Origin of the sequence: Nitrosopumilus sp., from assembly GCF_025699255.1 — an archaeon.
Lineage (GTDB): Archaea > Thermoproteota > Nitrososphaeria > Nitrososphaerales > Nitrosopumilaceae > Nitrosopumilus.
In genome coordinates, this window is sequence record NZ_JAILWA010000012.1 from 21,026 (window position 1) to 43,746 (window position 22,721).

At 33.9% G+C, this 22,721-nt stretch carries 30 protein-coding genes; 19 read left to right on the top strand and 11 right to left on the bottom strand.

Features of this window, described 5'->3' with window-relative positions; translation table 11 throughout:
- Positions 1-273 precede the first annotated feature (273 nt).
- Positions 274-1,623 (top strand): multicopper oxidase domain-containing protein, encoded by a 1,350-nt coding sequence (locus K5781_RS09015; protein ID WP_297443163.1) that lies wholly within the window; start codon positions 274-276, stop codon positions 1,621-1,623.
- Here the strand turns inward: K5781_RS09015 and K5781_RS09020 are convergent, their stop codons facing one another.
- Positions 1,624-2,157: a hypothetical protein gene (locus K5781_RS09020; protein ID WP_297443167.1), complete on the bottom strand. Its 534-nt coding sequence runs from the start codon at positions 2,155-2,157 to the stop codon at positions 1,624-1,626. It lies immediately after the preceding gene.
- 134 nt (positions 2,158-2,291) lie between these two features.
- Between K5781_RS09020 and K5781_RS09025 the strand changes: the two genes are divergently transcribed.
- The 5 genes from K5781_RS09025 (at position 2,292) to K5781_RS09045 (ending at position 6,141) form a co-directional block, all read left to right on the top strand.
- On the top strand, positions 2,292-2,429 hold the full coding sequence (locus K5781_RS09025) for a hypothetical protein (RefSeq protein WP_297443170.1): 138 nt from the start codon (positions 2,292-2,294) through the stop codon (positions 2,427-2,429).
- 660 nt (positions 2,430-3,089) lie between these two features.
- The gene (locus K5781_RS09030; protein ID WP_297443173.1) at positions 3,090-4,424 is read left to right on the top strand and encodes a multicopper oxidase domain-containing protein; all 1,335 of its coding nucleotides are present in this window, start codon (positions 3,090-3,092) and stop codon (positions 4,422-4,424) included.
- Positions 4,425-4,490: 66 nt separating this feature from the next.
- Entirely contained in the window at positions 4,491-4,715 is a 225-nt protein-coding gene (locus K5781_RS09035; protein WP_297443176.1) for a hypothetical protein, read from the top strand.
- Between the two features lie 14 nt (positions 4,716-4,729).
- Positions 4,730-5,272, top strand: coding sequence for a hemerythrin domain-containing protein (locus K5781_RS09040; protein WP_297443179.1), 543 nt, complete (start codon positions 4,730-4,732; stop codon positions 5,270-5,272).
- Between the two features lie 68 nt (positions 5,273-5,340).
- Positions 5,341-6,141, top strand: a complete 801-nt coding sequence (locus K5781_RS09045) for a transcriptional regulator (RefSeq protein WP_297443181.1) — start codon at positions 5,341-5,343, stop codon at positions 6,139-6,141.
- Positions 6,142-6,162: 21 nt separating this feature from the next.
- Here the strand turns inward: K5781_RS09045 and K5781_RS09050 are convergent, their stop codons facing one another.
- Positions 6,163-6,309: a hypothetical protein gene (locus K5781_RS09050; RefSeq protein ID WP_297443183.1), complete on the bottom strand. Its 147-nt coding sequence runs from the start codon at positions 6,307-6,309 to the stop codon at positions 6,163-6,165.
- A gap of 73 nt (positions 6,310-6,382) precedes the next feature.
- On the opposite strand from K5781_RS09050, the gene K5781_RS09055 reads away from it, so the two are divergent.
- Together K5781_RS09055 and K5781_RS09060 are read left to right on the top strand one after the other, a co-directional pair.
- Positions 6,383-6,571 carry a hypothetical protein gene (locus K5781_RS09055; protein WP_297443186.1) on the top strand — a complete coding sequence of 63 codons (189 nt, stop codon included), beginning with the start codon at positions 6,383-6,385 and terminating at the stop codon, positions 6,569-6,571.
- Complete coding sequence (locus K5781_RS09060; protein WP_297443188.1) at positions 6,568-6,960, top strand: hypothetical protein; 393 nt, start codon at positions 6,568-6,570, stop codon at positions 6,958-6,960. Before K5781_RS09055 ends, K5781_RS09060 begins: the two co-directional genes overlap by 4 nt.
- A gap of 15 nt (positions 6,961-6,975) precedes the next feature.
- On the opposite strand, the gene K5781_RS09065 is transcribed toward K5781_RS09060, so the two are convergent.
- Positions 6,976-7,311 carry a hypothetical protein gene (locus K5781_RS09065; protein ID WP_297443190.1) on the bottom strand — a complete coding sequence of 112 codons (336 nt, stop codon included), beginning with the start codon at positions 7,309-7,311 and terminating at the stop codon, positions 6,976-6,978.
- 148 nt (positions 7,312-7,459) lie between these two features.
- Here K5781_RS09065 and K5781_RS09070 point away from each other — a divergent pair, with 148 nt between their 5' ends.
- The 3 genes from K5781_RS09070 (at position 7,460) to K5781_RS09080 (ending at position 9,284) form a co-directional block, all read left to right on the top strand.
- Complete coding sequence (locus tag K5781_RS09070) at positions 7,460-7,927, top strand: pyridoxamine 5'-phosphate oxidase family protein (protein ID WP_297443194.1); 468 nt, start codon at positions 7,460-7,462, stop codon at positions 7,925-7,927.
- Between the two features lie 119 nt (positions 7,928-8,046).
- Positions 8,047-8,283: a sulfurtransferase TusA family protein gene (locus K5781_RS09075; protein ID WP_297443197.1), complete on the top strand. Its 237-nt coding sequence runs from the start codon at positions 8,047-8,049 to the stop codon at positions 8,281-8,283.
- Positions 8,284-8,291: 8 nt separating this feature from the next.
- Positions 8,292-9,284, top strand: a complete 993-nt coding sequence (locus K5781_RS09080) for a cysteine synthase family protein (protein ID WP_297443200.1) — start codon at positions 8,292-8,294, stop codon at positions 9,282-9,284.
- Between the two features lie 3 nt (positions 9,285-9,287).
- Here K5781_RS09080 and K5781_RS09085 read toward each other — a convergent pair whose 3' ends face one another.
- The 4 genes from K5781_RS09085 to K5781_RS09100 are packed head-to-tail and all read right to left on the bottom strand — an operon-like array spanning position 9,288 to position 11,490.
- The gene (locus K5781_RS09085) at positions 9,288-9,761 is read right to left on the bottom strand and encodes a hypothetical protein (RefSeq protein ID WP_297443248.1); all 474 of its coding nucleotides are present in this window, start codon (positions 9,759-9,761) and stop codon (positions 9,288-9,290) included.
- 33 nt (positions 9,762-9,794) lie between these two features.
- Entirely contained in the window at positions 9,795-10,010 is a 216-nt protein-coding gene (locus K5781_RS09090) for a hypothetical protein (RefSeq protein ID WP_297443203.1), read from the bottom strand.
- Positions 10,007-11,005 carry a thioredoxin-disulfide reductase gene (gene trxB, locus K5781_RS09095; protein WP_297443205.1) on the bottom strand — a complete coding sequence of 333 codons (999 nt, stop codon included), beginning with the start codon at positions 11,003-11,005 and terminating at the stop codon, positions 10,007-10,009. Before trxB ends, K5781_RS09090 begins: the two co-directional genes overlap by 4 nt.
- A 47-nt stretch (positions 11,006-11,052) precedes the next feature.
- The gene (locus tag K5781_RS09100) at positions 11,053-11,490 is read right to left on the bottom strand and encodes a CBS domain-containing protein (protein ID WP_297443208.1); all 438 of its coding nucleotides are present in this window, start codon (positions 11,488-11,490) and stop codon (positions 11,053-11,055) included.
- 111 nt (positions 11,491-11,601) lie between these two features.
- Between K5781_RS09100 and K5781_RS09105 the strand changes: the two genes are divergently transcribed.
- Both K5781_RS09105 and K5781_RS09110 read left to right on the top strand, forming a co-directional pair.
- A complete protein-coding gene (locus tag K5781_RS09105) occupies positions 11,602-12,033 on the top strand; it encodes a universal stress protein (protein WP_297443211.1) in 432 nt (143 codons plus the stop codon).
- Positions 12,030-12,455, top strand: coding sequence for a universal stress protein (locus K5781_RS09110; protein WP_297443214.1), 426 nt, complete (start codon positions 12,030-12,032; stop codon positions 12,453-12,455). The genes K5781_RS09105 and K5781_RS09110 overlap by 4 nt, the downstream gene beginning before the upstream one ends.
- A 2-nt stretch (positions 12,456-12,457) precedes the next feature.
- On the opposite strand, the gene K5781_RS09115 is transcribed toward K5781_RS09110, so the two are convergent.
- A complete protein-coding gene (locus K5781_RS09115) occupies positions 12,458-13,312 on the bottom strand; it encodes a CBS domain-containing protein (RefSeq protein ID WP_297443217.1) in 855 nt (284 codons plus the stop codon).
- Between the two features lie 111 nt (positions 13,313-13,423).
- On the opposite strand from K5781_RS09115, the gene K5781_RS09120 reads away from it, so the two are divergent.
- Genes K5781_RS09120 through K5781_RS09130 form a run of 3 tightly spaced genes read left to right on the top strand, consistent with a single transcriptional unit; the run spans position 13,424 to position 15,117 of the window.
- The gene (locus K5781_RS09120; protein ID WP_297443220.1) at positions 13,424-13,765 is read left to right on the top strand and encodes a hypothetical protein; all 342 of its coding nucleotides are present in this window, start codon (positions 13,424-13,426) and stop codon (positions 13,763-13,765) included.
- Between the two features lie 2 nt (positions 13,766-13,767).
- Positions 13,768-14,199 carry a universal stress protein gene (locus K5781_RS09125; RefSeq protein ID WP_297443223.1) on the top strand — a complete coding sequence of 144 codons (432 nt, stop codon included), beginning with the start codon at positions 13,768-13,770 and terminating at the stop codon, positions 14,197-14,199.
- 15 nt (positions 14,200-14,214) lie between these two features.
- Positions 14,215-15,117 carry a lactate dehydrogenase gene (locus K5781_RS09130; RefSeq protein ID WP_297443226.1) on the top strand — a complete coding sequence of 301 codons (903 nt, stop codon included), beginning with the start codon at positions 14,215-14,217 and terminating at the stop codon, positions 15,115-15,117.
- Here the strand turns inward: K5781_RS09130 and K5781_RS09135 are convergent.
- Both K5781_RS09135 and K5781_RS09140 read right to left on the bottom strand, forming a co-directional pair.
- Positions 15,108-15,881, bottom strand: coding sequence for a DUF6775 family putative metallopeptidase (locus K5781_RS09135; RefSeq protein WP_297443229.1), 774 nt, complete (start codon positions 15,879-15,881; stop codon positions 15,108-15,110). The genes K5781_RS09130 and K5781_RS09135 overlap by 10 nt on opposite strands.
- A 22-nt stretch (positions 15,882-15,903) precedes the next feature.
- The gene (locus K5781_RS09140) at positions 15,904-16,722 is read right to left on the bottom strand and encodes a sulfide-dependent adenosine diphosphate thiazole synthase (protein WP_297443232.1); all 819 of its coding nucleotides are present in this window, start codon (positions 16,720-16,722) and stop codon (positions 15,904-15,906) included.
- Positions 16,723-16,904: 182 nt separating this feature from the next.
- Between K5781_RS09140 and K5781_RS09145 the strand changes: the two genes are divergently transcribed.
- Both K5781_RS09145 and K5781_RS09150 read left to right on the top strand, forming a co-directional pair.
- A complete protein-coding gene (locus K5781_RS09145; RefSeq protein WP_366848220.1) occupies positions 16,905-18,716 on the top strand; it encodes a nitrite/sulfite reductase in 1,812 nt (603 codons plus the stop codon).
- Positions 18,713-19,510, top strand: a complete 798-nt coding sequence (locus K5781_RS09150) for a rhodanese-like domain-containing protein (protein ID WP_366848215.1) — start codon at positions 18,713-18,715, stop codon at positions 19,508-19,510. The genes K5781_RS09145 and K5781_RS09150 overlap by 4 nt, the downstream gene beginning before the upstream one ends.
- Here K5781_RS09150 and K5781_RS09155 read toward each other — a convergent pair whose 3' ends face one another.
- On the bottom strand, positions 19,511-20,644 hold the full coding sequence (locus K5781_RS09155) for a tetratricopeptide repeat protein (RefSeq protein ID WP_297443241.1): 1,134 nt from the start codon (positions 20,642-20,644) through the stop codon (positions 19,511-19,513).
- Positions 20,645-20,745: 101 nt separating this feature from the next.
- Here K5781_RS09155 and K5781_RS09160 point away from each other — a divergent pair, with 101 nt between their 5' ends.
- Positions 20,746-22,401, top strand: a complete 1,656-nt coding sequence (locus K5781_RS09160; protein WP_297443245.1) for a collagen-like protein — start codon at positions 20,746-20,748, stop codon at positions 22,399-22,401.
- Positions 22,402-22,721: the final 320 nt, after the last annotated feature.

Consider the following 22,721-nt stretch of genomic DNA (forward strand, 5'->3'; position numbering starts at 1 on the left):
TTTGCCCTTACTCGAAGTTTTGTATTGCAACAAGTACATCGAACAAGATCTGTCTTAATGAATCTGGAGCATACACTGCACCATTTTAATCCATTTTGATATTTGATTCCTCCATCAAATCGTTTTATCTTAAAATCTATACAATGTCCTTTGCATCTTGGTGCCAAGACAAATTAAAGAAAATCACTATACATAAGAACACTGTATTACAATGTTTGCAAATGTTTGCAGAATAAACTTCCTTGTTAAATGTAATATGCAGAATTATGATTCATGGATAGAAATATGATCATGATTGCAGCACTAGTCTCCTTTGGAGTGGCGTTTGGTTTGTGGTTCATTGTTTCTGAGACCCCCTCAGTATCATATGCAGAAAATATTTCTATCCAAAATCCCCCAGTCACACGAACCTTTACTGTGTTTGCTGAAGATACTACTATCGAGATTGCACCTGGCAAACGAATTGAAGCTTGGACTTACAATGGAACCATTCCTGGTCCTACTTTGCGAGCAACTGAAGGTGACAGAGTAATAATCAATTTCATCAACAATGGCAAACTTCCACATACTATGCATTTTCATGGAGATCATAATGAGAAAAATGATGGTGTATTCCAAGAAGTACTTCCAGGCGATTCTTACACCTATGATTTCATCGCCGAACCTGCTGGGGCATTCATGTATCACTGTCATGTAATGCCTGTATCTGAACACATACGAAATGGATTGTATGGGGCATTCATTGTAGATCCTAAAGAAGGATTAGAACCCGCACGAGAATATGTCTTAGTTAAAGGAGAATATGATTTGGAAAATCAAGAAACATGGACTCCTGATTACGTATTTTTCAATGGTTATGCTGACCAATACTGGACAAATCCATTGCCTGCAAAAACCAACGAGCTAGTCCGATTATACTATATTGACATGGGGGCAATTGCAGCCTTTGGCTTCCATATCCATGGAACGATATTTGATACAATTACTTCGGGAATCTGGGAAAATGAACCAATCAAGACACAGACATGGGAAGTAAGTCCTGGAAATGCCGCAATCTTTGAGGCAAAATGGAAAGAGCCTGGAAGATACCTATTCCATTTGCATGGAGTACCAGAAGAAAAGGGAACTATGGCTTACTTTGATGTAAGAGATGCCTCTTCTGATGCAGTTGATGGCGTTGATGTTGCAAAAACTAAATCTATTGATATGTGGGAATGGCAGCAAGAGATTGCAAATAGTTTGCAACAACCTGATCCTGATGCAGAGATTACCCAAACGTCTGTAGTTTCATCTGATCATGGACAACATAATGTCCCTACGTCAGATGATGTTGATACTTCACAGATAGTTGAAACAACTCTTTGTGAAGTGGAAGAAGGCTCTGCAGTAAAGTCATCAAACAAATCATATTATCCAAAAATTACTCAGATAAAAGCTGGAGACACTGTTACATGGACAAACAAGGACATCTCTGTTCATACTGTTACAAGCAATGATGATATCTTTGATTCTGGAATGATGATGTCTGGTGATTCGTTTGAACAAACTTTTGATGAGATTGGTTTGTATGAATACTATTGCATGCTTCATCCTTGGATGACTGGAACCGTGAAAGCTGTGTGATTATTTCTCAAAAGATATTTCCATCATTCTATCCTTGATGACGAAATCGATTTTTTTCTCAAATCCTTCATTGAAAATCAATTCTAGAACTGTTTTGTGATACAACGACCAGTTATATCCCAAATCATGTTTAATGATATAATTGTGCGTTGTATCTTTGATGGTGTGATTCATTTCAAAATCTGATATTTTCATTCTTGTAACAAACCATGCCACAAATGAATCCAGATCCATTGATCCTTTCATGAATGTGGCAATATCTGACACAATGCTTTGTCCAATTTTTTTTGCCATGTCTACTGTTTCTTGTTTTGAAAGTTTTTGAAACAATGCACTTACAATCGGCTTGGCTATTGGAACCATACCTACTTTGGGCACAAACATGTCCCATTCTACATATCGTGAAAAAATCTTATTTGCTAATACGTTTAAGCTAATTCCCTGAGATTCTGATTCGGCTCTAAGTTTTTCTAGGTTTTCACTGTCAAGTCTAAATGACATTGTCTCTGTTTTCTTTTTTTGTTCCGCAACCAATTGCGTTTTTACAATAATTATTAGTTAATTATGTATTGTGATTTGAAGTCTATACTCTGTAATGTAAGCTTGTCATATGACAAATCACTCATGTAGTTTACAATCTAATATAATTTAGAAAGATAATGTATAACATGGAAACATGTCCGAAATGTTCAAGTTTGATTCAAACAAGTGATACAAACATCTCTCTTCATGCAAAACAACCTTGGAGAAAAATTCAAGCAAAATTCTGCATTGGTTGTGATTTTGTAGAATTATTTCATAACTAATATTATGAAAATTATAAAAAAATGCATCCATTGTGGACGAGAGTTTGTAAGTTTATTTGAAAAAATTTGCTCAAACAAATGTAGAAAAGAGATTTCTTGACTTTGAATAACAGTTCAAATTCTTGAAACATCCCCTTCATATCTTTTGAATCTAGGCTTTGTTCGTAAACGGTTGTTGCAGCAAGGACAAAACACTCCTTCGTACAACAGCCATTGCTCGCATTTCTGACATCGCTTGTGCCCTAATTGATACCTTCTTCCCAAATTTGACCTTTGAACTTCAAACTCTTTGCATTTTCCAATACATGCTGGATGTGGACCTGAATTACGTGACATCTACTCGTATATCGTGTTTGTATGTCATAGTATGTCGTATGTTTTTGTGCTTACACGTAAGCTTGAGAGCTTACCAAGGTTAATCATCTCTAACTATCTATTACAATCATGCGAGAACAATATTTCCCTAGACACAAAAGAAATTGTGAGTTTTTTTCACAATGTTCTCGCTTTTTTCTAGTGAGTGTGATATGATGAATTTTTTACTTAAACAAAAAACAAAACAGATTGTACCCCGTCACAAAAAGGCTTTCTATGGCTTCTATGTTTTTACAGCTAGTCTGATTATTGTTTTATCTTTGGTACTATAGGTAATATCTGAACATGAAACAAAATACTACCCTCTACGTGATTGTAGGAGTTGTGATTGGGATTAGCTTGGCATTTGTTGCATTCATACAATCTCCTGAAATTCAAACAAGTGTTGCAGAATCGACTGATATTTATCCCAAATTTGAAAACCCAAATCCTCAAACACTGCATTATACTCTGATTGCTCAAGATGCAGAAATTGAAGTAAATCCTGGCGTACGGGCAAAAGTTTGGACGTATAATGGAACAGTTCCAGCCCCTACTCTGAGGTTTTCAGAAGGTGATGATGTCACAGTCAAGTTTGTAAACGAAACTCCGTATGCACATACTATTCATTTTCATGGAACTCATGATTCCGTAAATGATGGCGTGTTTCCAATGATAATGCCTGGCGAAGAATACACGTATCATTTTGTTGCAGAAGAGGCAGGACTGTTCATGTATCACTGTCATGCATTTCCTACATCTGAGCATGTTAGGATGGGTATGTTTGGTGCAATGATTATTGATCCTGCAATACGTCCAATGGAACCTGCAAGAGAATATTTTTTCACATTAAGTGAGTTTGATCCTACCAATGCTTTGGAATATTTTACAGAATACTATCCAATTAACGGATATGCAGGACAATACATGGATCATCCAATCAAGGTTGTATCTGGGGAATTGAATAGGTTTTACGTAGTAGGAATTGGCGGAGTATTACAATCCCCATTTCACATACACAGTACTATCATGCAAGTATATCCGTCAGGGATTCTATGGAATGAACCTTATTTTGCACAAACTCATTTGATTGGAAATGGTGATACTGCAATAATTGAAGCAACTTGGGATACTCCTGGAAAATACCTCTTTCATGTTCATGGCATTCAGGAAGAACGTGGCTCTATGGCGATAATTGAGGTGTTAGAAGATGATTCATCATTAAAGGATATTCAAACACCAAGCAATAACAAAGGAAGTTATTCAATGATCAAGTGGCAAGAAGACTTGATTAAAACACTGGAGGCTCCTGAATTAATCATCTATGAAAATCTTGGAGAAGTCAAAGTCAGTACTGCTGAAAAAATCAACACTGACAAAATAACAATTGCTAAAGATTCTTGGAATCCTGACATTGTAGAATCTTATGCCCCTACGTCAATTGAAATATCCTCTGGCACTACAGTTACTTGGACTAATGTTGATTCTGTAGTGCATACTGTAACAGATAATGAAGATTCTTTTGATTCAGGATTTATTCAAGCAGGAAATACTTGGAGTTATACATTCAAACATCCTGGAGAAATTGATTATTTGTGTACCTTACATCCGTGGATGACTGGTACAGTTTCTGTGAAATAATTGGCTTGATGTCATCGTTGAAAGATGTATTGTGATTTTAAATAATATGTTGGAGAATATTTTGTGATGTTATTATCTAGAGAAGATTTAGAATTGAAACTTGAGGACAATAAAACAGATTTAGATACTGTTGAACAGATTTTACAATACTATGATGATGCTAAAAAATATCGACAACTTAGAGAAAAAATTAATGAAATAGAAACTGATTCTTATCTTCTAGATAGGTTGGAAGCATGCGATACTTCAGGTGCTGCTGAAATTCTCATGAATTTCTTATCCGAAAAATAATTGGTTGATGTTACATGAGTGCTACAAATCAATTACGTGCAGATCATGATCAGGTAAAACGACTAGAAAAAATAGTCTTCAAATGCTCTGATGAATTAAAACAAGGGACTGACATCCCTTTTTCTGATTTGACAAAGATTACTATTGTAATTTCAGAATTTGTAGATACCATTCACCATTCTAGGGAAGAGGATTTCTATTTTCCTTGTGTTGCAAGTCACGAATCTCTAAAAGATGAAATTCATAGGTTTCTAGTAGAACATGAATTTGGTAGAAATGTGGCACGACTGATTTCACGTCATCTTAAACTATGGAAAACTGGATCTGATGAACGAGAACCTGTTTCAAGATATCTCAAAGCATATGGTGTGTTTCTCAAAGATCATCTACACAAAGAAAACAAGTTTTTTGATGATGCTGAGGCTCAGGTATTGACAAAACAAGAAGAATCTGAGATGTATGAGGAATACAAGTCTGTATTTGCTATCGTAAAAAAAGCTGAAGATATGATATTGGAGATTGATTCTTTAGAGTCTTGTTCTTGGTATCAAAAATAAACTGCTGTATGCCTGAGCCAAATCTAAATTTCAACTAGCTTTTTAGTACATGTGTAAATTGATAGTGTATGGTTGATCTGATTGATGAGACTGCAGATTATGTACTGGAGCTTTCCAGTCCTCAAAGACTGAATATTCTGTTTAAATTATTGGGTAAAAATTTGACTCCTTCAACCTGTGCTAAGGAAGTTGATGCAACAAGACAGGAGGTTCATAGGAATTTCACCCGTCTTGAAAAAAATGGATTGATAAAAAAAACAATGGATGGCACATATGCATTAACAACATTTGGAAAAAGTATTTGCACCCAAGTTCCGTCTTTAGTGTTTCTTATGCAAAACAGGAAATACTTTGAGAATCATGATTTTGGCGATATTCCTAACAAATTCAATATGAGATGTGGTCAACTTGCAATTAGTAATCGTGTCAAAGGAGTATCCAAAGTCTTAGAACAATGGAAAAATATCTATAAAAATTCTGAAGATTATATTTATGAGGTAATACCTGAGGTGCCTCTTGACATTATTGAACCTCTTGTAAAGCAAGTAAAAAATGGTGTTAAATTCCATTATATTTTTTCAGAATCTACAGTTGTTCCAAAGGGAAGAAAGGCTCTTTTGAAAAAATTGGGATTTGATAAATTAATTGAAAAAGGATTGGTTGAACGTAGAATGGTTGCAAAAATTCAAACTACGCTTGTTCTTAATGAAAAAGAAGCATGTGTAATGTTCCCTGGAAATGAAGGTGAACCAGACATAACTGAAATGTTTTATTCTGATGATCCACTGTTTCATGAATGGTGTCTTGATTATTTCAGATATTGTTGGTATGGATCTGACATATTCAAAGAAAGCAAGCTAAAAGAATAAAAGAATAAAAAAATAGTGTTGTTAGCCTAAAATTCCGCTATCAACAAGATATGCTCCAGCTCCTATTCCCATCACTATGCCCATTCCCATGCATAGAAGATCGAATTTGACGACCTTTTTGAAAGGAGCATGAACCATCATGTCCCATGTTGAGATATTTGTTTTCATGGTTATTGTTAATGCTAATAATACATAGTATGTGGTAAAAACAACACATTACGTGTAAGCTGAGTAGCTGACAATGACTAATCATCCAATTATTTTTATGAATGAAATGGCAAAAAAAGTGACCATTGTATTGGACGATGACCTTGTAAAAAAATTAAGGGTGATTCAATCTGATATGATAATAAAATTACAAAAACCTGTTCCTTTTTCAAAACTAATTGTTTACATGCTTAGAAAGGCTTTGACACCAAAGTTGCCATGATCTTATTGTCTTCACCATCGTTTAAAAGACGATTAAGCTTTGTTACATTTTCATTGATGTTATTGTATATTTTTGGACTGATAAATATTGAGCATTCGTATTTGGGATTACCTTCCCCTCTTTTTGAAATTACATATGAATCCAAACTCGTATTTGATGTTATTTTTTGGATAATTGTTTGTCTTTTGGCATTGGAGTTGGTGATTGCCTATATCAAAATACGAAATACCAAAACTTTTCTAAAAAAATATTGGCTTGAGATGATTTTACTTATTTTTATGCCTGTTTTTGCTGGATTTAAGATGTTGAAAATTACTTTGAAAGTTTTAAAACAAATCAAAGTAGGAAAAACTGCATTTAAGATATTTCAAAAAATAAAGAAGATTTAGTTATTGGAATAAATCTTAACTCGACTTGAGAATTTCTTTTGCTTTAGATATTATTTTGTAATAATCTGCTTCTGGTTCGGTGCTGATTAACATTAGTTCATTTTTATTTATCGGGATGGTGATCATTGTAACTTTGTCATATTCTGTTACAGCTGATTTTTCATTACCTATCTTATGTGCTAGATTTGTATTCTTACCCGATCTGTCTAAAGTGTAATGAATTGACATCATCATTTCGTCCTTGCTTAGAAATTTATCTTCTGGATTTTTTGAGATATCGTTTATAATTCCACAAAAGCGAATACTTGAATCAAAATTCAATATATTTTTACACGTATTTTCATATTCCATTTTTTTTATTTTACGTCTGTTTTCTATTAATATCTGATGGTAATTTGTAACATCAAAAATGATTTATCTCTAAATTTTCATAATGTCTTATCACCATTTTTGAAATTTAGATGTCTAATTTAATACGGTTAAAATTAATACCTAATCTATGGTAAAAATCCCTGACCCTATTATTCAGTTTATTGAAACTCAGGGAATTTTTGTAGTGGGAACGATTAGTGGCAATAAATTTGTTAATGTTTCTCCTAGAATTTTCTTTCATGTTGATGAAGATGTAATTTATTGGTTGGATTTTTTCAAACATAAATCATACAAAAACATGCAAGTAAATCCTTTGGTTACTGTTTCTGTTTTTAACAAAGATGAACTGAAAGGATATCAGTTTAGAGGAATTGTTAGTTTTATTACTGATGAACCTGTAAAATCTGAAATAAAAAATTTAATTATAGACAAAGTCTTAAAATCAAACTCGTCTCCTAAGCTCAAATCTCTTTCAGAAAAAGAGGTAAACGTAATTCAGTTTGAACCCCGTGTTTGCTATTCATTAAATCCTGAAGAATACTCCAACTTATCAATTGGCTCAGATGTGGATTCTGAATACTTTTTTCAGAAATAACTCCTTTCTCACAACTCTTATGCGTATAATGCATGGTAAGGCTAATTTGTTATAGCTACAATTTCACTTGTTAAAATAGATTTTAATATGACAAATCGCTCTTTAGCATTTAGTTACTGATGTCTGAATCTACTGAAAAAAAATTGGATGCAACAGGATTGTTTTGCCCTGAACCTGTATTTCGAACAAAAATTGAAATTGAAAGAATGCAAGTAGGTGAAATCATAATTGTATCTGCTGATGATCCAGCTGCAGAAGACGATATTTCGAGATGGGTTACAAGAAATGGCCACGAATTACTAGATCTGTCTAAAGATGGCGAAACAATTACTTTTAAAATTAAAAAGGTGAAATAATTCTAATCATGACTGCTGTCACTGATACTGATGTCTTGAATCGTGTAGGCAATACACCTCTTGTGAAATTAGATTCGCTTTCACATGATAATGTAGAATATTTTGCAAAATTAGAAGGTCATAATCCATTTGGCTCTGTCAAAGACCGAGCTGCATATTGGATGATTAAAGATGGTGAAGAAAAAGGGATTCTGACAAAAGGAAAAAGCATAATCATTGAACCTACTTCTGGCAATACTGGTATTGCGTTAACTGGAATTGCAAATGTTTTAGGCTATAAAGTCGAAATTGTAATTCCTGAAAAAGCAAGTAATGAAACAAAAGAGATTATTCGAAAATTGGGTGCTAAAGTATTTGAAACAAGTGATGATTTGTGTCCAAAAGTTGGTGCTGGAACTGATCAAAGCATTGCACTTGCTACATCCATTGCTTCATCTAGACCTGATACCTATTATTCTCCCAATCAATATGCCAATGAAGCAAATTTTAAAGGTCATTATGTTGGAACAGGACCTGAAATTTGGAAACAAACTGAAGGTAAAGTAACTCATTTCTTTACTGGTGTGGGTACTGGTGGAACAATCACCGGTATTGGTGCTTTTTTGAAAGAAAAAAATCCTGATGTAAAAATAATTGGTTGTCAACCTCAACAAAACCATTTGATTCAAGGTTGGAGGAATTTTGAAGAATCAGCAAAACCTGATTTGTTTTTAAAACGAGAAAATGTTGTCGATGACTGGGTTTCTGTTGATAATGACGAAGCATTCTCTGTTGTAAAAGAAGTCTATACTAAAGACAAACTCTTGATAAGTCCTTCATCTGCTGCTGTATATGCATGCATGAAAAAATATCCTATTGAAGGAGATGCATGCGTAGTTGGAATTTTTGCTGATGATGGTAGGAAATTCAAAAGTGTATATGCAACTCAAAATGTAATGACTGAAGAAGAATTTGATACTTCTTTAAAAGATGCAAAATACATGTCTGAATTGGCTTATTGATAATTATTCAAGAATTTTTTTCAAGTGTTTATCGTAAAATTCTCTGAACAATGTATTCATATCCATCTCATGTCGTAAGCATTGATTACTTTGATCTGTAATTTGATTTTTAATTTCTCTACTCCAATGACTTTGTTGTTTATCTTTAGAATTTATAATTGAAGGATTGTCTTTAATTTTCTCCATTGTCTCTAATAATATAGTACTTAATTGTCTCCATTTACTAATTCGTAAAAGAAACAACTGAGACTCTTCTTTATTTACTAAATCCATTATTGCATGAACTTGATTGTAATACTCTAAACCTTTCTTGTTGTATTTTTCAAAATCTTCTATTCTTTGTTTCCAATATTCTTTAGTTACTTTTTCTTCAATTCTATAACTGAATTGAATTTCTCCTAATGCCATGCCTAATTTTGCTAGGTTGTCACTGTGCTCTTTAGCCTCTTTTTTTAGATTTTCTGGTTTATTTCTCATTGTTTTTGTTTTATTCATCTGACAATAAAGAGTTTAGATTTTTGACTTTGCCCATGTATTTTGTGATTCTTCTGAATATTTTGACATGCATTCTTCACAAAAAGAATCCCACTCTGTAATTCCTAATTTTTTAAAATAATTCACTGACCATTTGTATGGTGGTTCCTTTCTATATTGAAATTGTTGAATAGTGTAAATCTCTTTTTCATGAAATTTATTCAGACATTTTTTGCATTGTGCATTTTTCATTTATCTGCACTTTCAGTGAGATATTTATCAACATCAATTGCTGCCATACATCCAAAAGCTGCAGCTGTTATTGCTTGTCTGTAACTTCGATCATGTACATCACCTGCTGCAAAAACTCCTTCTATATTGGTATACGTTTTATTTTTTAGTACTACGTATCCTTCTTCGTCTAAATCTATTTGACCTTTAAACAATTGAGTATTTGGCTCATGCCCAATAGCTACAAACAATCCTCCTGCATCAAGAGTTGTTTCTTCATTGGTTTTTAGATTTTTTAAAACTGCTTGTTGCATTTTTTGATCTCCTTTAATTTCAATAACTGCTGAATCCCAATGGAATTTAATTTTCTCATTGTTTAATGCTCTTTCTTGCATAATTTTACTTGCACGTAGTTCCCCTCGTCTGTGAACAAGATGAACATTTGTTGCAAATTTAGTAAGAAATGTTGCTTCTTCAATTGCAGAGTCTCCTCCACCAACAACAACAATCTCTTGATTTCTAAAGAATGGTCCATCGCATGTTGCACAATAAGATACTCCTTTACCTCCAAACGTTTCTTCACCTTCTAATCCTAATTTTCTAGGATTGGCTCCTGTTGCAATAATCACTGCCCGTCCTTCATATTCTTCAGATGCAGTTAAAACTTTGAATGGTTTTCGTCTAAAATCCACATCTACTGCAACATCATCTACTATTGTAGTCCCCATTCTTTGAGATTGTTTTCTCATATCAATCATCAAATCTGGACCCATGATCCCATTTTCAAATCCTGGATAATTTTCAACTTCTGTTGTGTTTACCAGCTGTCCTCCTGGTAAAATGCCTGATAAAATCAATGTATCATAACCTGCTCTTGAACAATAAATTCCTGCAGTGTATCCTGATGGTCCTGCACCTATGATAATTACATCATATTTTGTTTTATTTTTGTCTGGAATTTTTGGTTCATCATCTTTAATCTCTAAAACTGATGCATCTGCATCTGCTGCCATCATGATGCTACTAGTCTTAATTCCAATAATTTAAGTGAATATCCTTTTGATTACTCTTTTTCCATTCTTAAAAGAATTTGATCACAAATTCTTCGCATTTCTGAATCTGAACCAACACTTGAAATTCTTACAATGTCTGATGTTGTGATGATTCCTACAATTTTTTCATTTTCTTTCACAGGTAGTTTGTGGATTGATTTTTCTTTCATGGCTTCTGACGCTTCCCAGATCGTTTCTTCTGGATCTATTGTGATCAAAGGAGATGACATCACTTCTTTAATCTCAGTAAATAATGGTCTGCCTTCTGCTGCAACTTTTATTACAAAATCTCTTTCTGTAATAATTCCTATAGGACTGTCATTATCTGTCACTATAACACATCCTACACTCAATCGCTTCATATGTTCTGCAGCTTCTTGTATTGTAGATGATTTCTCTAAAGTAAGTACATTTTTGCTCATTACATCATTTACAAATGTGTTATTCACACAACAGAATCTTAAATCAATTATATGAGATAATTTCTAAATTATCATCTTTGAAAATCAACCTAGGTAATCGTTATATTCTTTAAAATTAAAAAACTACACAGGTTCTACATGGCAATTAAAACAAAGAAAATTCTTGTTCCTCTTGATGGCTCTAAAAATTCAATTCGTGGGTTAGATATGGCTATTCATATTGCAAGACAGTCTCATGGAACTATTACTGCATTGGCCGTTAAATCTGTGCCTGGAATATATGCAATTCATCCTTTAGGGTTTTTAGATTTCACTTCTATGACTGAAGTTAAAAAATTACTAAGTGATGCAAAAATCAGAGCTGCAAAAAAAGGAATTCAACTTACAGGTAAGGCAATTGCAGGAGACCCTGGTTATGATATTGCAAGGTTTGCAAATAACTCTAAAAATAAAATTGATATGGTTGTTATTGGAGCTCGTGGAAGGAGTTCTGCAAAAGAAATTTTCCTAGGTAGTGTTTCTAATTATGTTTTACATAAATCCAAAAAACCTGTACTTGTCGTAAAATGAGTAACAATTTTCAGAAAATTCTTGTTCCTCTTGATGGTTCTGTTTATTCTGAAAAGGCATTAGAACGGGCTTGTGAATTGGTTAACACATTTGATTCTAGTTTAATTTTGATTTATGTTGTAGAAAAATCCCTTCCGATTAATCTGCTTGATCGTAAAGAGTATTTAGATATTCTAAGAAAATTTGGTACTAAAGTATTAAAAAAAGCAAATGTAAAATTAGCAAAAAGAGGAATTACTGCAAAAACTTTTCTTAAAGAAGGAAACATCGTTAGTGAAATTCAAAAAACTGCAAAAAAAGAAAAATGTAATTTAATTATTGTTGGAAATAAAGGGTTAGGTTCTGTTTCTAGATTACTACTTGGCAGCATTTCAAATAAAATTTCTCAGTCTTCTTCTTGTTCTGTATTGATCGTAAAATAAAATCAACTAGCTAACGCATTTACAATATCTGTTTTTGTAATAATCCCTACTAATTTTGAATTTTTTACTACTGGAAGGCCACTAATATCATATTTGATCATTTTAGTTATTGCCTGCTTAACTTCATCATTTTCATTGATTGTAATTGGTTTGGTGGACATGATGTCTGTGGCATGAAATGGAAAGAGATAACTCATCTGATTTGAATGCATTTCTTTTAATCCTTTTTTGAATTTATACTCTTGAACTTCTTTAGGATCTGCAGATTCTGCAATCCATTGGGGAATTTTAGCAGGAACAAAATCTCTGAAGGTTACTATGCCTACTGGAATTTGATTTCTTTTGATAATTACTCTTGAAATACCATATTTGATAAGCAAACTTTCAATGTGTAAGATTGGATCACTTGGGGCACTTGTTATAACCTCTGTTTTCATAATCTTTGAAACTTTGATTGAATCTGAGCTTTTTGTTAGAAATGCCTTTACTAGATCTGTCTTTGTTACAATTCCTTGAAGTGTTTTGTTTCTGCCAAGTATGATCACTAAACTAATTCTGTGTTTTTTCATTAATTTTGCACAATCTTTGACAGAGTCTTCTTTAGTTAATGTATACAGATTTTTAGGTTTGAAATCTTTTGCTTTGACTGAATTGATTGGTTTTGTTCCTAGTTCATAGATTTTTTTTGCAATATCCTTTTCTGTAATTACTCCTATTGGATTTTTTTTATCAATTACAATTACTCTTTTTACTTTTTTCTCTAGTATGATCTCTCTTGTTTTCAATAACGATGTGTTAGGACTAACTGTAATTGGATTAGAAATTAATTCTGATAATCCTAGATTTTGGATATTCATTACAAACATTTCTAACTATTTGATAAATATATCATTAACAATATCAATTTTGAAAATCATAGTTGGTAATTGTTATGCTGACTTTTTAATTCTGTGGTATTTTATTGAATTATGACTAATTTGGTTCCCGTGTATGTTATTGGACTATCTACTGATGAACCTGCAAATGAAGTTCTCTCATCAAAATTTTCTGGTTCTTTGGAAAAAGTTAAACAAGTATTGCCTGATATTATTGAAGCAAAAATTTCTGTAAAATCTCAAAATACTGAGGGTACTAGAACACATTATGATGTTACTGCTACTGTTCTAACATCTAAAAACCAGTTAATCTATACTGATTCTGATTGGGACATTTTAAAAATTGCCGATAATTTATGTAGAAAACTAGAAGGTGAATTATCCAAACATGATGATAAGCGTCAACGAGAAAGTATTCGTAAGAGGGAGATTTAACCTTGTTTCAAAATATTCTTGTTCCATTTGATCTTTCAAATCAATCTACTAGGGCATTTAAAGTCGCATTGGATATTGCTAAAAATTATAATTCTAAAGTTACTTTACTAACTTGTATTGAAGGTGATGCCTGGCATCACAAATACTATGATGCCCGTGCAGATGCAGAACTAATTAAAAAACAGAAAAAAGTTTCTAAAAAATATCTTGAAAAATTAGAAATGTCTGCAAAGAAAAACAACGTTTCTATCAAATCACAAATAATTGCATCCAAATCTGTTGTAAATGATATTGTAAATTTTGCAAAATCTCGTAAACATGATTTGATTGTAATTGGTTCTCATGGCCGAACTGGTTTTGATAAATTACTTTTAGGAAGTGTTGCTAATGGTGTTTCCCAAAAAACTAAATGCCCTGTACTGATAGTCAAATAGAGGAAATATTGCATTTTGATCTCCATTGTTGGTAGCGGAAGAGTTGGCTCTTCAATTGCATTTCTTTGTGTATCTCATGGACTAGATGATGTTTTGCTTGTAAATAGAGATAGGAAAAAGGCAATTGGTGAAGCATTAGATATTGCAAGTGCTATCCCTGCAAACTCTAAATTCTCTATCAGTGGAACTGATGATTATTCCCGATTATCTGGTTCTAATGTTGTAGTGATTGCTGCAAGTGTTAGTATGTACAAAAAAGCCCGAACTGAAAATATAGATGCACAAGTAAAAATGATTAAAGAAATTGCACAACAAATTAAGAAGTATTGCCCTTCTGCAATAGTTCTAATTGTTTCAAACCCTCTTGATGTTTTAACATATTTCTTCCAAAAAGAAACTAATTTTGATAGATTCAAGGTGATTGGCATTGCATCTAGCTTAGATTCTAGTAGATTCCGCTATTACATATCTGAAACATTATCTGTTCCCCAATCTTCAATCTCAAATGCAATTGTCTTAGGTGAGCATGGTGATTCGATGGTACCTGTTTTTTCTGGAGTAAAAGTTGGCGGTAATCCTCTTTTCTCTATGATTGATACACGTGATGTAATTACAGAAAATGTTCGAAATTATTGGAAAAAGTTACGAAATTATAAAAGCAGATCTCAATTTGGAATTGCCAAAAATACCTTTGACGTCATTAATTCTATTTTGCAGAAAAACAATCTTGAAATCCCCGTTTCTGTTGTTCTTAATGGTGAATATGGTGAAAGCGATGTTGCCATGGGTGTTCCAGTAAAAATTGATCAAAATGGAATATCTGAAATACAGAAAATCAAACTTGATGACACTGAATCCTCTTCTCTAAAAAAATCGTCTGCAAAGATTAGAACTCTTATCCAATCAATTCATACTTGAGATGTTAATTCCTTGAATTTGATTTGATGTTTGGAACAAAATTTTTTGTTTTCTACCTGTGAATGAATCAGTTCCTTTTGCCAGTGTGCATTGTATAGTCTGCATTCTTTATCTTCACAAAATGTATCTCCTGTTTCATAATACATAATGGATTGTAAAACATATCCTTCACTAATTTCCGATATCCTTGAATCATTATAATCTAAAAATACTCCTTTGTATTTTTCTTTAATTTCTTCAGTTTTTTCTTCATTAAAATTAGTCATCAAATCAAGATAGTATTTTTTTGGTTTTGCAGGAGCTTCAATCATCCCTGTAGTGGATATGATTACCGGATTTGGACCAATCCATGTTCTTGCATGGTATCTATAATCTCCTTCATCAAATGTACATGTTAACTTGTTTGTAAAAATTATTTGAAAAATATCATCTTGATTTTCGTCTACAGGAATAAACTCTTTGATGACTTTCTGAAGTTCAAATCCGTCGTACAGAATCATTTCTTTTTTGTTTGACATGTCTTTGTTTTGAATTTCCATTTGGGTTTCATATGTTGAAGGTAGGTGTGTTTTAAACGGTTTTTTTAAATCAAAAATCCTGCAACTTGCAATTTTTTCATATATTGTTTGATCGTGTTGTGCAAAGAAATTTTTTCTTATCTCTGTTTTTACTGGAAATGTATCTGTGATGATTCTCTCTAATTTTTTTAATTGAATTTGAGGTACTGTAGGTTCATCATATAGAATAATTTTAGAAATTTTCACAAAATAACATTATTGGTATTGTTTATCTTTCTAACTCTTTGATTTTAGATGCTGCAATCTCAGCTGCTCTTTTACCTGAAAATAGCATTGAACCAAATGTTGGTCCCATTCTAGCTAACCCGTGGGTTTCAGTTACTGACATTCCGGCTGCAATCAAACCTGGATAAATTTCACCTGTTTTGTGAACTACATGTTCTTCTCCGTCATTTACAAACATTGGTTCCATTCCTTTCCATTCTGCAAGTCCTCTATCTACCAATCTTTTTACTGCTACAGAATCATGACCAGATGCATCTATAATCACTTTAGCTTCAAAAGCAACTGGATCAACACATGTGATATTTCGTGGCAATGCTGAAACTGGCATCCAATTGACCACAATTCCTGCAACTCTTCCATTCTTTAGTACCAAATCATCAAATTTTGTTAATTGAAGAAATTTTACTCCTGCATCACATGCTCCTGCAATCAATTTTGAAACTGCATGTGGTCCTGGTGTCATGTATAATCCGTCTTGTACTTTTTTATATGGAACTCCTAATTCATCCCAAATTTTTTGGGCTGGTTCTCTAACTGTAACTGGATTCATCATGTATCCTCCTAACCAATAACCTCCTCCAAGATAGTTATTTTGTTCAATGACTAGGACTTTGTATCCCATATTTGACAACTCTCTACTTGCTGTTAATCCTGCAGGTCCTGCACCAATTATGATCACGTCTGACTCTGCTCTGTCAATTAATACATCATGAAATTCATTTGCAATTGCACGAGTAATCTCAACTTCACGTACATCGGTAAAAATTTTCTCTGATTTCTCTGCAACAGCTGCTTCTTGCATGAAAAACATGAATTTTGTGAATAATTAATACTTTGCCTAATCTTTTTTAAAAAATTAGGTGATACTAATTTTCCTTATTTTATTCTCTTAATGGATATAGGAAAATTTTGTACTCTGAAGAAATTATTTCTCCTAAAAACTCCATATATCAAAAATTTATATCCAAACTAAAAGGAATTTCTTTGTATTTGTCTAATCTAAAACAATCTATTTCTGATCCTGTAAAATCCAAAATTAATTGGGCTAGAATTGAAGAAGCTGATAATTTTGCTAAAACTGTAAAGTTATTCCGTCAAGGAAAATATGATGAAGATAGTTTTAGAAGATTTAGACTTCAACATGGTGCATATGGTACACGAATGACTGGGGATTATGCAATGGTTAGAATAAAACTCCCTGCAGGAGAAATTTATCCCAACCAAATTGAAAAAATTTCCCAACTAAGTGAACAATATTCTATAGGTAGTGCTCATTTTTCTACTCGTGAAAATCTCCAACTTCATTGGGTAATTCTTGAAGATGTATCTGAAATATTCCGTGGTTTAGCTGAAGTTGGATTAACATCTAGAGAAGCATGTGGTAATTCTGTTAGAAATGTGATGTGTAGTCCTTTATCTGGTGTATGTCCTGATGAAAAATTTGATTCCACTCCTTACGCACTTGCAACTGCAAGATTCTTTTTACGAAACCCTATGGCCCAAAATTTGCCTAGAAAATTCAAATTTAATTTTACATGTTGTGAAAAACATGGAATGGTTAGAATTGTCGATGTAGGACTAATTCCTCAGATTAGAAATATTGATGGCACTACACAAAAAGGTTTCAAAATTTTCTTAGGTGGTGGATTAGGTAACAAATCATATGTAGGACATCAACTTGAAGACTTTACTCCTGAAGAAGATTTACTTTATACCTCTATTGCGGTAATGCGAATTTTTGATAGATTAGGTGACAGAAAAAATCTTGCAAGAAATAGAATGCGTTATCTTGTTAATGATATGGGCTGGGAAAAATTTCAAAACCTTGTTTTCAAAGAACGAGCTATTGTTAGAGCTACTCAATCCGTAATTACTCAATTGGATGTTGATCATACTACAAACGAAGTTAAACGACCAATACGAATTTCTGATGAAAGTGGTTCTGATACAATTCCTGATGGCTATGCTAGATGGCTAAAAACAAATACTGTTAAACAAACACAACCTGATTATCGCTCTGTATTCATTACGTTGGAAGCTGGTGATATTACGTCCAGTCAACTAAATTCATTAGCTGATGTGATTCGCAATTTTTCTTCAGAAGGCAAAGCCAGATCTGGTTTTAATCAAAATGTTGCTTTACGTTACGTTCATGAAGATGATCTTCCACGCCTATATTCAAAACTGTTAGAAGTGGGATTAGCAAAATCTGGTGCTTTAACTATGACTGCTCCAATTGGTTGTTCTGGAACAACTTCATGTAATCTTGCATTGACTAATTCTCACAGACTTGCAAAAGAAATCCAAAGAAAATTCCTTGAACTAAAACTTGATGAAGATGATGATCTTAGTGATGCTTCAATCAAAATTAGTGGATGTCCTAATTCATGTGGACAACATGGTATTGCAACATTAGGTTTCTTTGGTGGTGGAGGTCGTGTTGGAAAAGACATGTATGCTAATTATCAAATGTCTATTGGTGGTCGTTCTGATGGTGATACCATGTTGGGACAAACCTTACTTCGAGTTCCTGCAAAAAGAGTTATTCCTGTTATCTTAAAGATAATTGATATTTTCAAGGAAAATAAAAAACCTGATGATACTTTGAAAACATGGATTCATAGAGTTGTTAATGGTAATGAGGACTCTAATATCAAATCCATTGGAGATATTAAAAAAATTATTGAGCCTTTGACAATTCCTCCTACTATTGAAGAAGATCCTGACTTTTACTTGGATTATGGAAGTGATACAAGCTATCATACAAAAACTGGAAAGGGTGAATGTGCTGCTTGACCGGCACCGATAAAATAACAACTGATGTAGATTCTTTACGTTCAGAAATTAGAGACAAAAGCATTAGAGTCATTGATGTTAGAAGGGAGGGAGATTACAAACAAGATCATATTCCTTCTGCTGTAAATTTACCCCTTGCAAATTTACTATCTGATGATAGTCCTGAAAGAGTAGTCAAACTTGTAAATTCAATGGGTATTGACGATGAAACTCCTGTGGTTGTATATGATGATACTTTTGGTGCATTAGCATCTCGAGTTGCATGGACGTTGGAATATCTTGGTCATTCAAATGTTACTTTACTTGAAACAACTTATAGTAATTGGAAATCTCTTGGACTGGAAAATGATTCAAATGTTCCTGAAATTCAGGCCAAGGAACATTCTGTGAATTTGCAATCTGATATATTAGCAACATCTGATTACTTAGAATCTGCAAAATCTAGAGATGATGTAATTTTGATTGACAATAGGGAACGACTTAATTTTCTTGAACAGCATATTCCAGGAGCTATCAGCCTTCCTTACCGTACTCTGGCATCAAATGATAAAATTTTACGCTCAAAAGAAGATATGAAAAGATTATTGGAAAATCGAGGCATTACTGGTAATTCTGAAATTATTACTTACTGTGGTAGTGTGGGTACTCTTTCTGGTCTGGCATACTATGCATTGAAATCTGCTGGGTTGCCCAACGCAAAGCTATACGTTCGTTCTTTTAAAGAATGGAAAAACCTTCAGAAACCTACTGAAAAACAAGAAGATGCTAGTTATTGGGATTTATCTGCCGAATAATTAGGAAATTTCACTTCTGAGCTTTTTTGTGACTGTTCCTTCTATGTTGTCAAACAAAATGATCATTTTTTCTTTGTTGTCTATTAGATAATCTACTCCTCTATCTTTTAATCTGATTTTCCATAATCTGATTTCTCTATGTTCATCAAAGAAATTTTCTATCATTTGTTCACCTGATTTTTTTGGGTCAATGAATTCTTCAAAAATTTCAATCGTTTTATCAACATCTTCCTCATCAATTGCTTCTTTAACTGATTGTATTGCTTGACTTAACTGTTTTAAATTCTTCACTGGTTTTGGCAATGTTTTTTTGGTAATTCCAAACAATCCTTTCTTTTCTTTACCAATCTTTTCTGCAATGTTGTCTGCAAGATCATAAACTGGGATTTTACTTAAGCCATCTCGTTTTTCATTTTGAACAATTAGTCCTTTCTCTAACAATTTCTTTAATGCTGTTTCTGCATCAACTTTGTCTAGAAATGTTGTCCAAACAATAGCACCTAATGTATGGTATCCTTGCCTAATTGATTCCAACACTACTACTTCTTCAATTCTTTTGAACCCTTCTTCAATTCTTACATTCATGAAATCTTTATCTCTAATTGACTTTCTTGCATTTTTGACATCAATTTCGATTGAACGTTTTAGTGATTCTAGTGCTTCGGGAACTTGATTTAACAATGATAAGAAACAAGCTTGATTGTACCATGCCATTCCATATGTTGGATCTGATTCTATTGCTTTCTGTGATGCATCAAGTGCTTTTGCATAATTTTTTTGTTCATAATGCACCAATCCCTTAAGATTCCAAGCTTCTGGGTTTGTTACATCTATATCTAAAATTTTATCATACACTTTTAGGGCTTCTGGATATTCATCTAAGTGGAATCTCGCATATCCTAATTTCATTAATGTTTCAACATTATCTGGATCAATTCGTAATGCTTGCTCAAAAATTTCTATGGCATCTTCTAATTTCTCATCTGCCATGAGGTTGACTCCTTTTTTGAATAATTTTTTACGATTATAATCAATATCTACTAGACTACGTTCTTGTGGGATGGTTTCGGTGGATTTTGATTCTTCTGCCGTCTTCTTATTTTCCTTTGATTTTCTACCAAATGGTTTCTTCACAGCTCAATTATCTGTTTTATCTAGATAAATACCAACCTTAATTGAGCCTACTACTAATCCTAAATTTCTAATAGATTCATGCGATCTAAATACAGAAATACTTGAAATATACACAAACGATTGTGTCATCTCAGCCACGATTAGAGATTCAAGGACAGGCACCATTCAAGCAATCTGGTGTATATGAGGCTCAAATTGCTATTGTTGATAATAAACCGACTGATGAGCAAATTCGGACAAAACAATTTTCATCTTTGTGGCGAGGAAATTTTCATCTTAGAGTAAAAGATGGAATATTTTCTGAAACTCTAGGTTCTACTACAAACCCTCTTCCTACATCTATTACTAATCTTGACAAAGTTTGGATTGTTGTCACTGACTTGTTTTCTTCCTTACATACTGTATTTGATATTCCATTGACAAAATCTTCCACATCTGAAACAATATCTGAACCAAAAACTGAATCTGTTTCTAATCCAAAAACAATTTCTGATGGCCCTTCACCTAAACGTTCTAACCCCAAGATTTCTACATCTGGTCCTAGCGGTCCACCCGGCGACAAAGGTTCTACTGGTCCACAAGGTCCACCCGGCGACAAAGGCCCCTCTGGTCCTCCTGGTCCACAAGGTCCACCTGGAACTAAAGGCCCTGAAGGTCCACAAGGTCCACCCGGCGACAAAGGTTCTACTGGTGACAAAGGTCCACAAGGTGACAAAGGAATTTCTGGAGATAGAGGATTAACTGGCGATAAAGGGATTACTGGCGATAAAGGTGATAAAGGTGACAAAGGAATTTCAGGTCCACCCGGCGACAAAGGTGAAAAAGGTGCAACTGGTCCAATTGGCGACAAAGGCCCTAGTGGATTAAAAGGTCCAATTGGCGACAAAGGTGAAAAAGGTCCGACAGGACCTGTTGGTGAAAAAGGTGCAGGTGGATTAAGAGGTGTCCCTGGTGAAAAAGGCGACAAAGGTCCGCAAGGTGTTCCTGGTGATAAAGGATTAACTGGTCCGACTGGTCCCCCCGGTGAAAAAGGACCTACTGGATTATCTGGTGTTCAAGGTGAAAAAGGCATTCAAGGAGGTCCCGGTCCAATTGGCGACAAAGGCCCTAATGGTCCACCCGGCGACAAAGGCCCTATTGGCCCTCCCGGTCCCCATGGTGATAAAGGATTAACTGGTTCTAATGGTCCAATTGGCGACAAAGGCCCTATTGGCCCTCCCGGTCCAATTGGTGAAAAAGGAAACAAAGGAACAGAAGGTCCAATTGGTGAAAAAGGCCCACAAGGCCCACAAGGTCCAGCTGGCTCTAAAGGATTAACTGGAGTACCTGGCCCACAAGGTGAAAAAGGTGAAAAAGGCCCTAATGGTCCAATTGGTGAAAAAGGACAAACTGGTCCACTTGGCGCTCCCGGCGACAAAGGCCCACAAGGCCCACAAGGCTCACAAGGAGAACGAGGAACAACTGGTCCTTCTGGTGAAAAAGGCCCACAAGGCCCACAAGGAATCCAAGGCCCACAAGGAGAACGAGGTCCAACTGGTCCAATTGGTTCTATTGGCGAGCAAGGCCCTGTAGGCGGTCAAGGCCCTGTAGGTCCTCCTGGTCCTAGAGGTCCTCCTGGTCCACCAGGTGAAAAAGGCCCTGCAGGTGGAGTCTCATCCGAACAAAAAGCACTTCTAAAAGATTTGTTGGAAATACTTACAAGCAAAGACATTATCACCACTGAAGAACAAATCAAATTGATGAGTTATCTTTATTGATAAATAATACATTTATTTTTAAAATTTTTTCATCGTAAATTATTTCTGATTTTAGATCTTGTGATGTTTTTCATTTTTTAATCTTTTTATCAACTTCAACACAAAGATTTTTTCTATTTTTATTTGAAGCTAAACTGTTTCAATATTTTTCACATGGTGACTAAAATGTTTTTTAAAATATCTAGTTTCCACTAAAGAATTTAGAAAAATGAAAACAATTCGCCTGCTTGACGATTGTTAGTATGTTGAAGAGATTATCGTCTTCTTGCTGCCTTTCTCTTTGGAGCTGCTTTTTTAGTTGCAGTTTTTCTCTTTGGAGC

Excerpts from the sequence above, each read along its gene's own strand:
- K5781_RS09080 (WP_297443200.1), top strand. The coding sequence starts at position 8,292 with ATGACTGCTGTCACTGATACTGATGTCTTGAATCGTGTAGGCAATACA.
- K5781_RS09075 (WP_297443197.1), top strand. The coding sequence starts at position 8,047 with ATGTCTGAATCTACTGAAAAAAAATTGGATGCAACAGGATTGTTTTGC.
- K5781_RS09105 (WP_297443211.1), top strand. The coding sequence starts at position 11,602 with ATGGCAATTAAAACAAAGAAAATTCTTGTTCCTCTTGATGGCTCTAAA.
- K5781_RS09120 (WP_297443220.1), top strand. The coding sequence starts at position 13,424 with ATGACTAATTTGGTTCCCGTGTATGTTATTGGACTATCTACTGATGAA.
- K5781_RS09055 (WP_297443186.1), top strand. The coding sequence starts at position 6,383 with ATGACTAATCATCCAATTATTTTTATGAATGAAATGGCAAAAAAAGTG.
- K5781_RS09110 (WP_297443214.1), top strand. The coding sequence starts at position 12,030 with ATGAGTAACAATTTTCAGAAAATTCTTGTTCCTCTTGATGGTTCTGTT.
- K5781_RS09115 (WP_297443217.1), bottom strand. The coding sequence starts at position 13,312 with ATGAATATCCAAAATCTAGGATTATCAGAATTAATTTCTAATCCAATT.
- K5781_RS09070 (WP_297443194.1), top strand. The coding sequence starts at position 7,460 with ATGGTAAAAATCCCTGACCCTATTATTCAGTTTATTGAAACTCAGGGA.
- K5781_RS09035 (WP_297443176.1), top strand. The coding sequence starts at position 4,491 with ATGTTATTATCTAGAGAAGATTTAGAATTGAAACTTGAGGACAATAAA.
- K5781_RS09025 (WP_297443170.1), top strand. The coding sequence starts at position 2,292 with ATGGAAACATGTCCGAAATGTTCAAGTTTGATTCAAACAAGTGATACA.
- K5781_RS09050 (WP_297443183.1), bottom strand. The coding sequence starts at position 6,309 with ATGAAAACAAATATCTCAACATGGGACATGATGGTTCATGCTCCTTTC.
- K5781_RS09090 (WP_297443203.1), bottom strand. The coding sequence starts at position 10,010 with ATGAAAAATGCACAATGCAAAAAATGTCTGAATAAATTTCATGAAAAA.
- K5781_RS09030 (WP_297443173.1), top strand. The coding sequence starts at position 3,090 with ATGAAACAAAATACTACCCTCTACGTGATTGTAGGAGTTGTGATTGGG.
- trxB (WP_297443205.1), bottom strand. The coding sequence starts at position 11,005 with ATGATGGCAGCAGATGCAGATGCATCAGTTTTAGAGATTAAAGATGAT.
- K5781_RS09045 (WP_297443181.1), top strand. The coding sequence starts at position 5,341 with ATGGTTGATCTGATTGATGAGACTGCAGATTATGTACTGGAGCTTTCC.
- K5781_RS09085 (WP_297443248.1), bottom strand. The coding sequence starts at position 9,761 with ATGAGAAATAAACCAGAAAATCTAAAAAAAGAGGCTAAAGAGCACAGT.
- K5781_RS09040 (WP_297443179.1), top strand. The coding sequence starts at position 4,730 with ATGAGTGCTACAAATCAATTACGTGCAGATCATGATCAGGTAAAACGA.
- K5781_RS09140 (WP_297443232.1), bottom strand. The coding sequence starts at position 16,722 with ATGCAAGAAGCAGCTGTTGCAGAGAAATCAGAGAAAATTTTTACCGAT.
- K5781_RS09065 (WP_297443190.1), bottom strand. The coding sequence starts at position 7,311 with ATGGAATATGAAAATACGTGTAAAAATATATTGAATTTTGATTCAAGT.
- K5781_RS09015 (WP_297443163.1), top strand. The coding sequence starts at position 274 with ATGGATAGAAATATGATCATGATTGCAGCACTAGTCTCCTTTGGAGTG.
- K5781_RS09060 (WP_297443188.1), top strand. The coding sequence starts at position 6,568 with ATGATCTTATTGTCTTCACCATCGTTTAAAAGACGATTAAGCTTTGTT.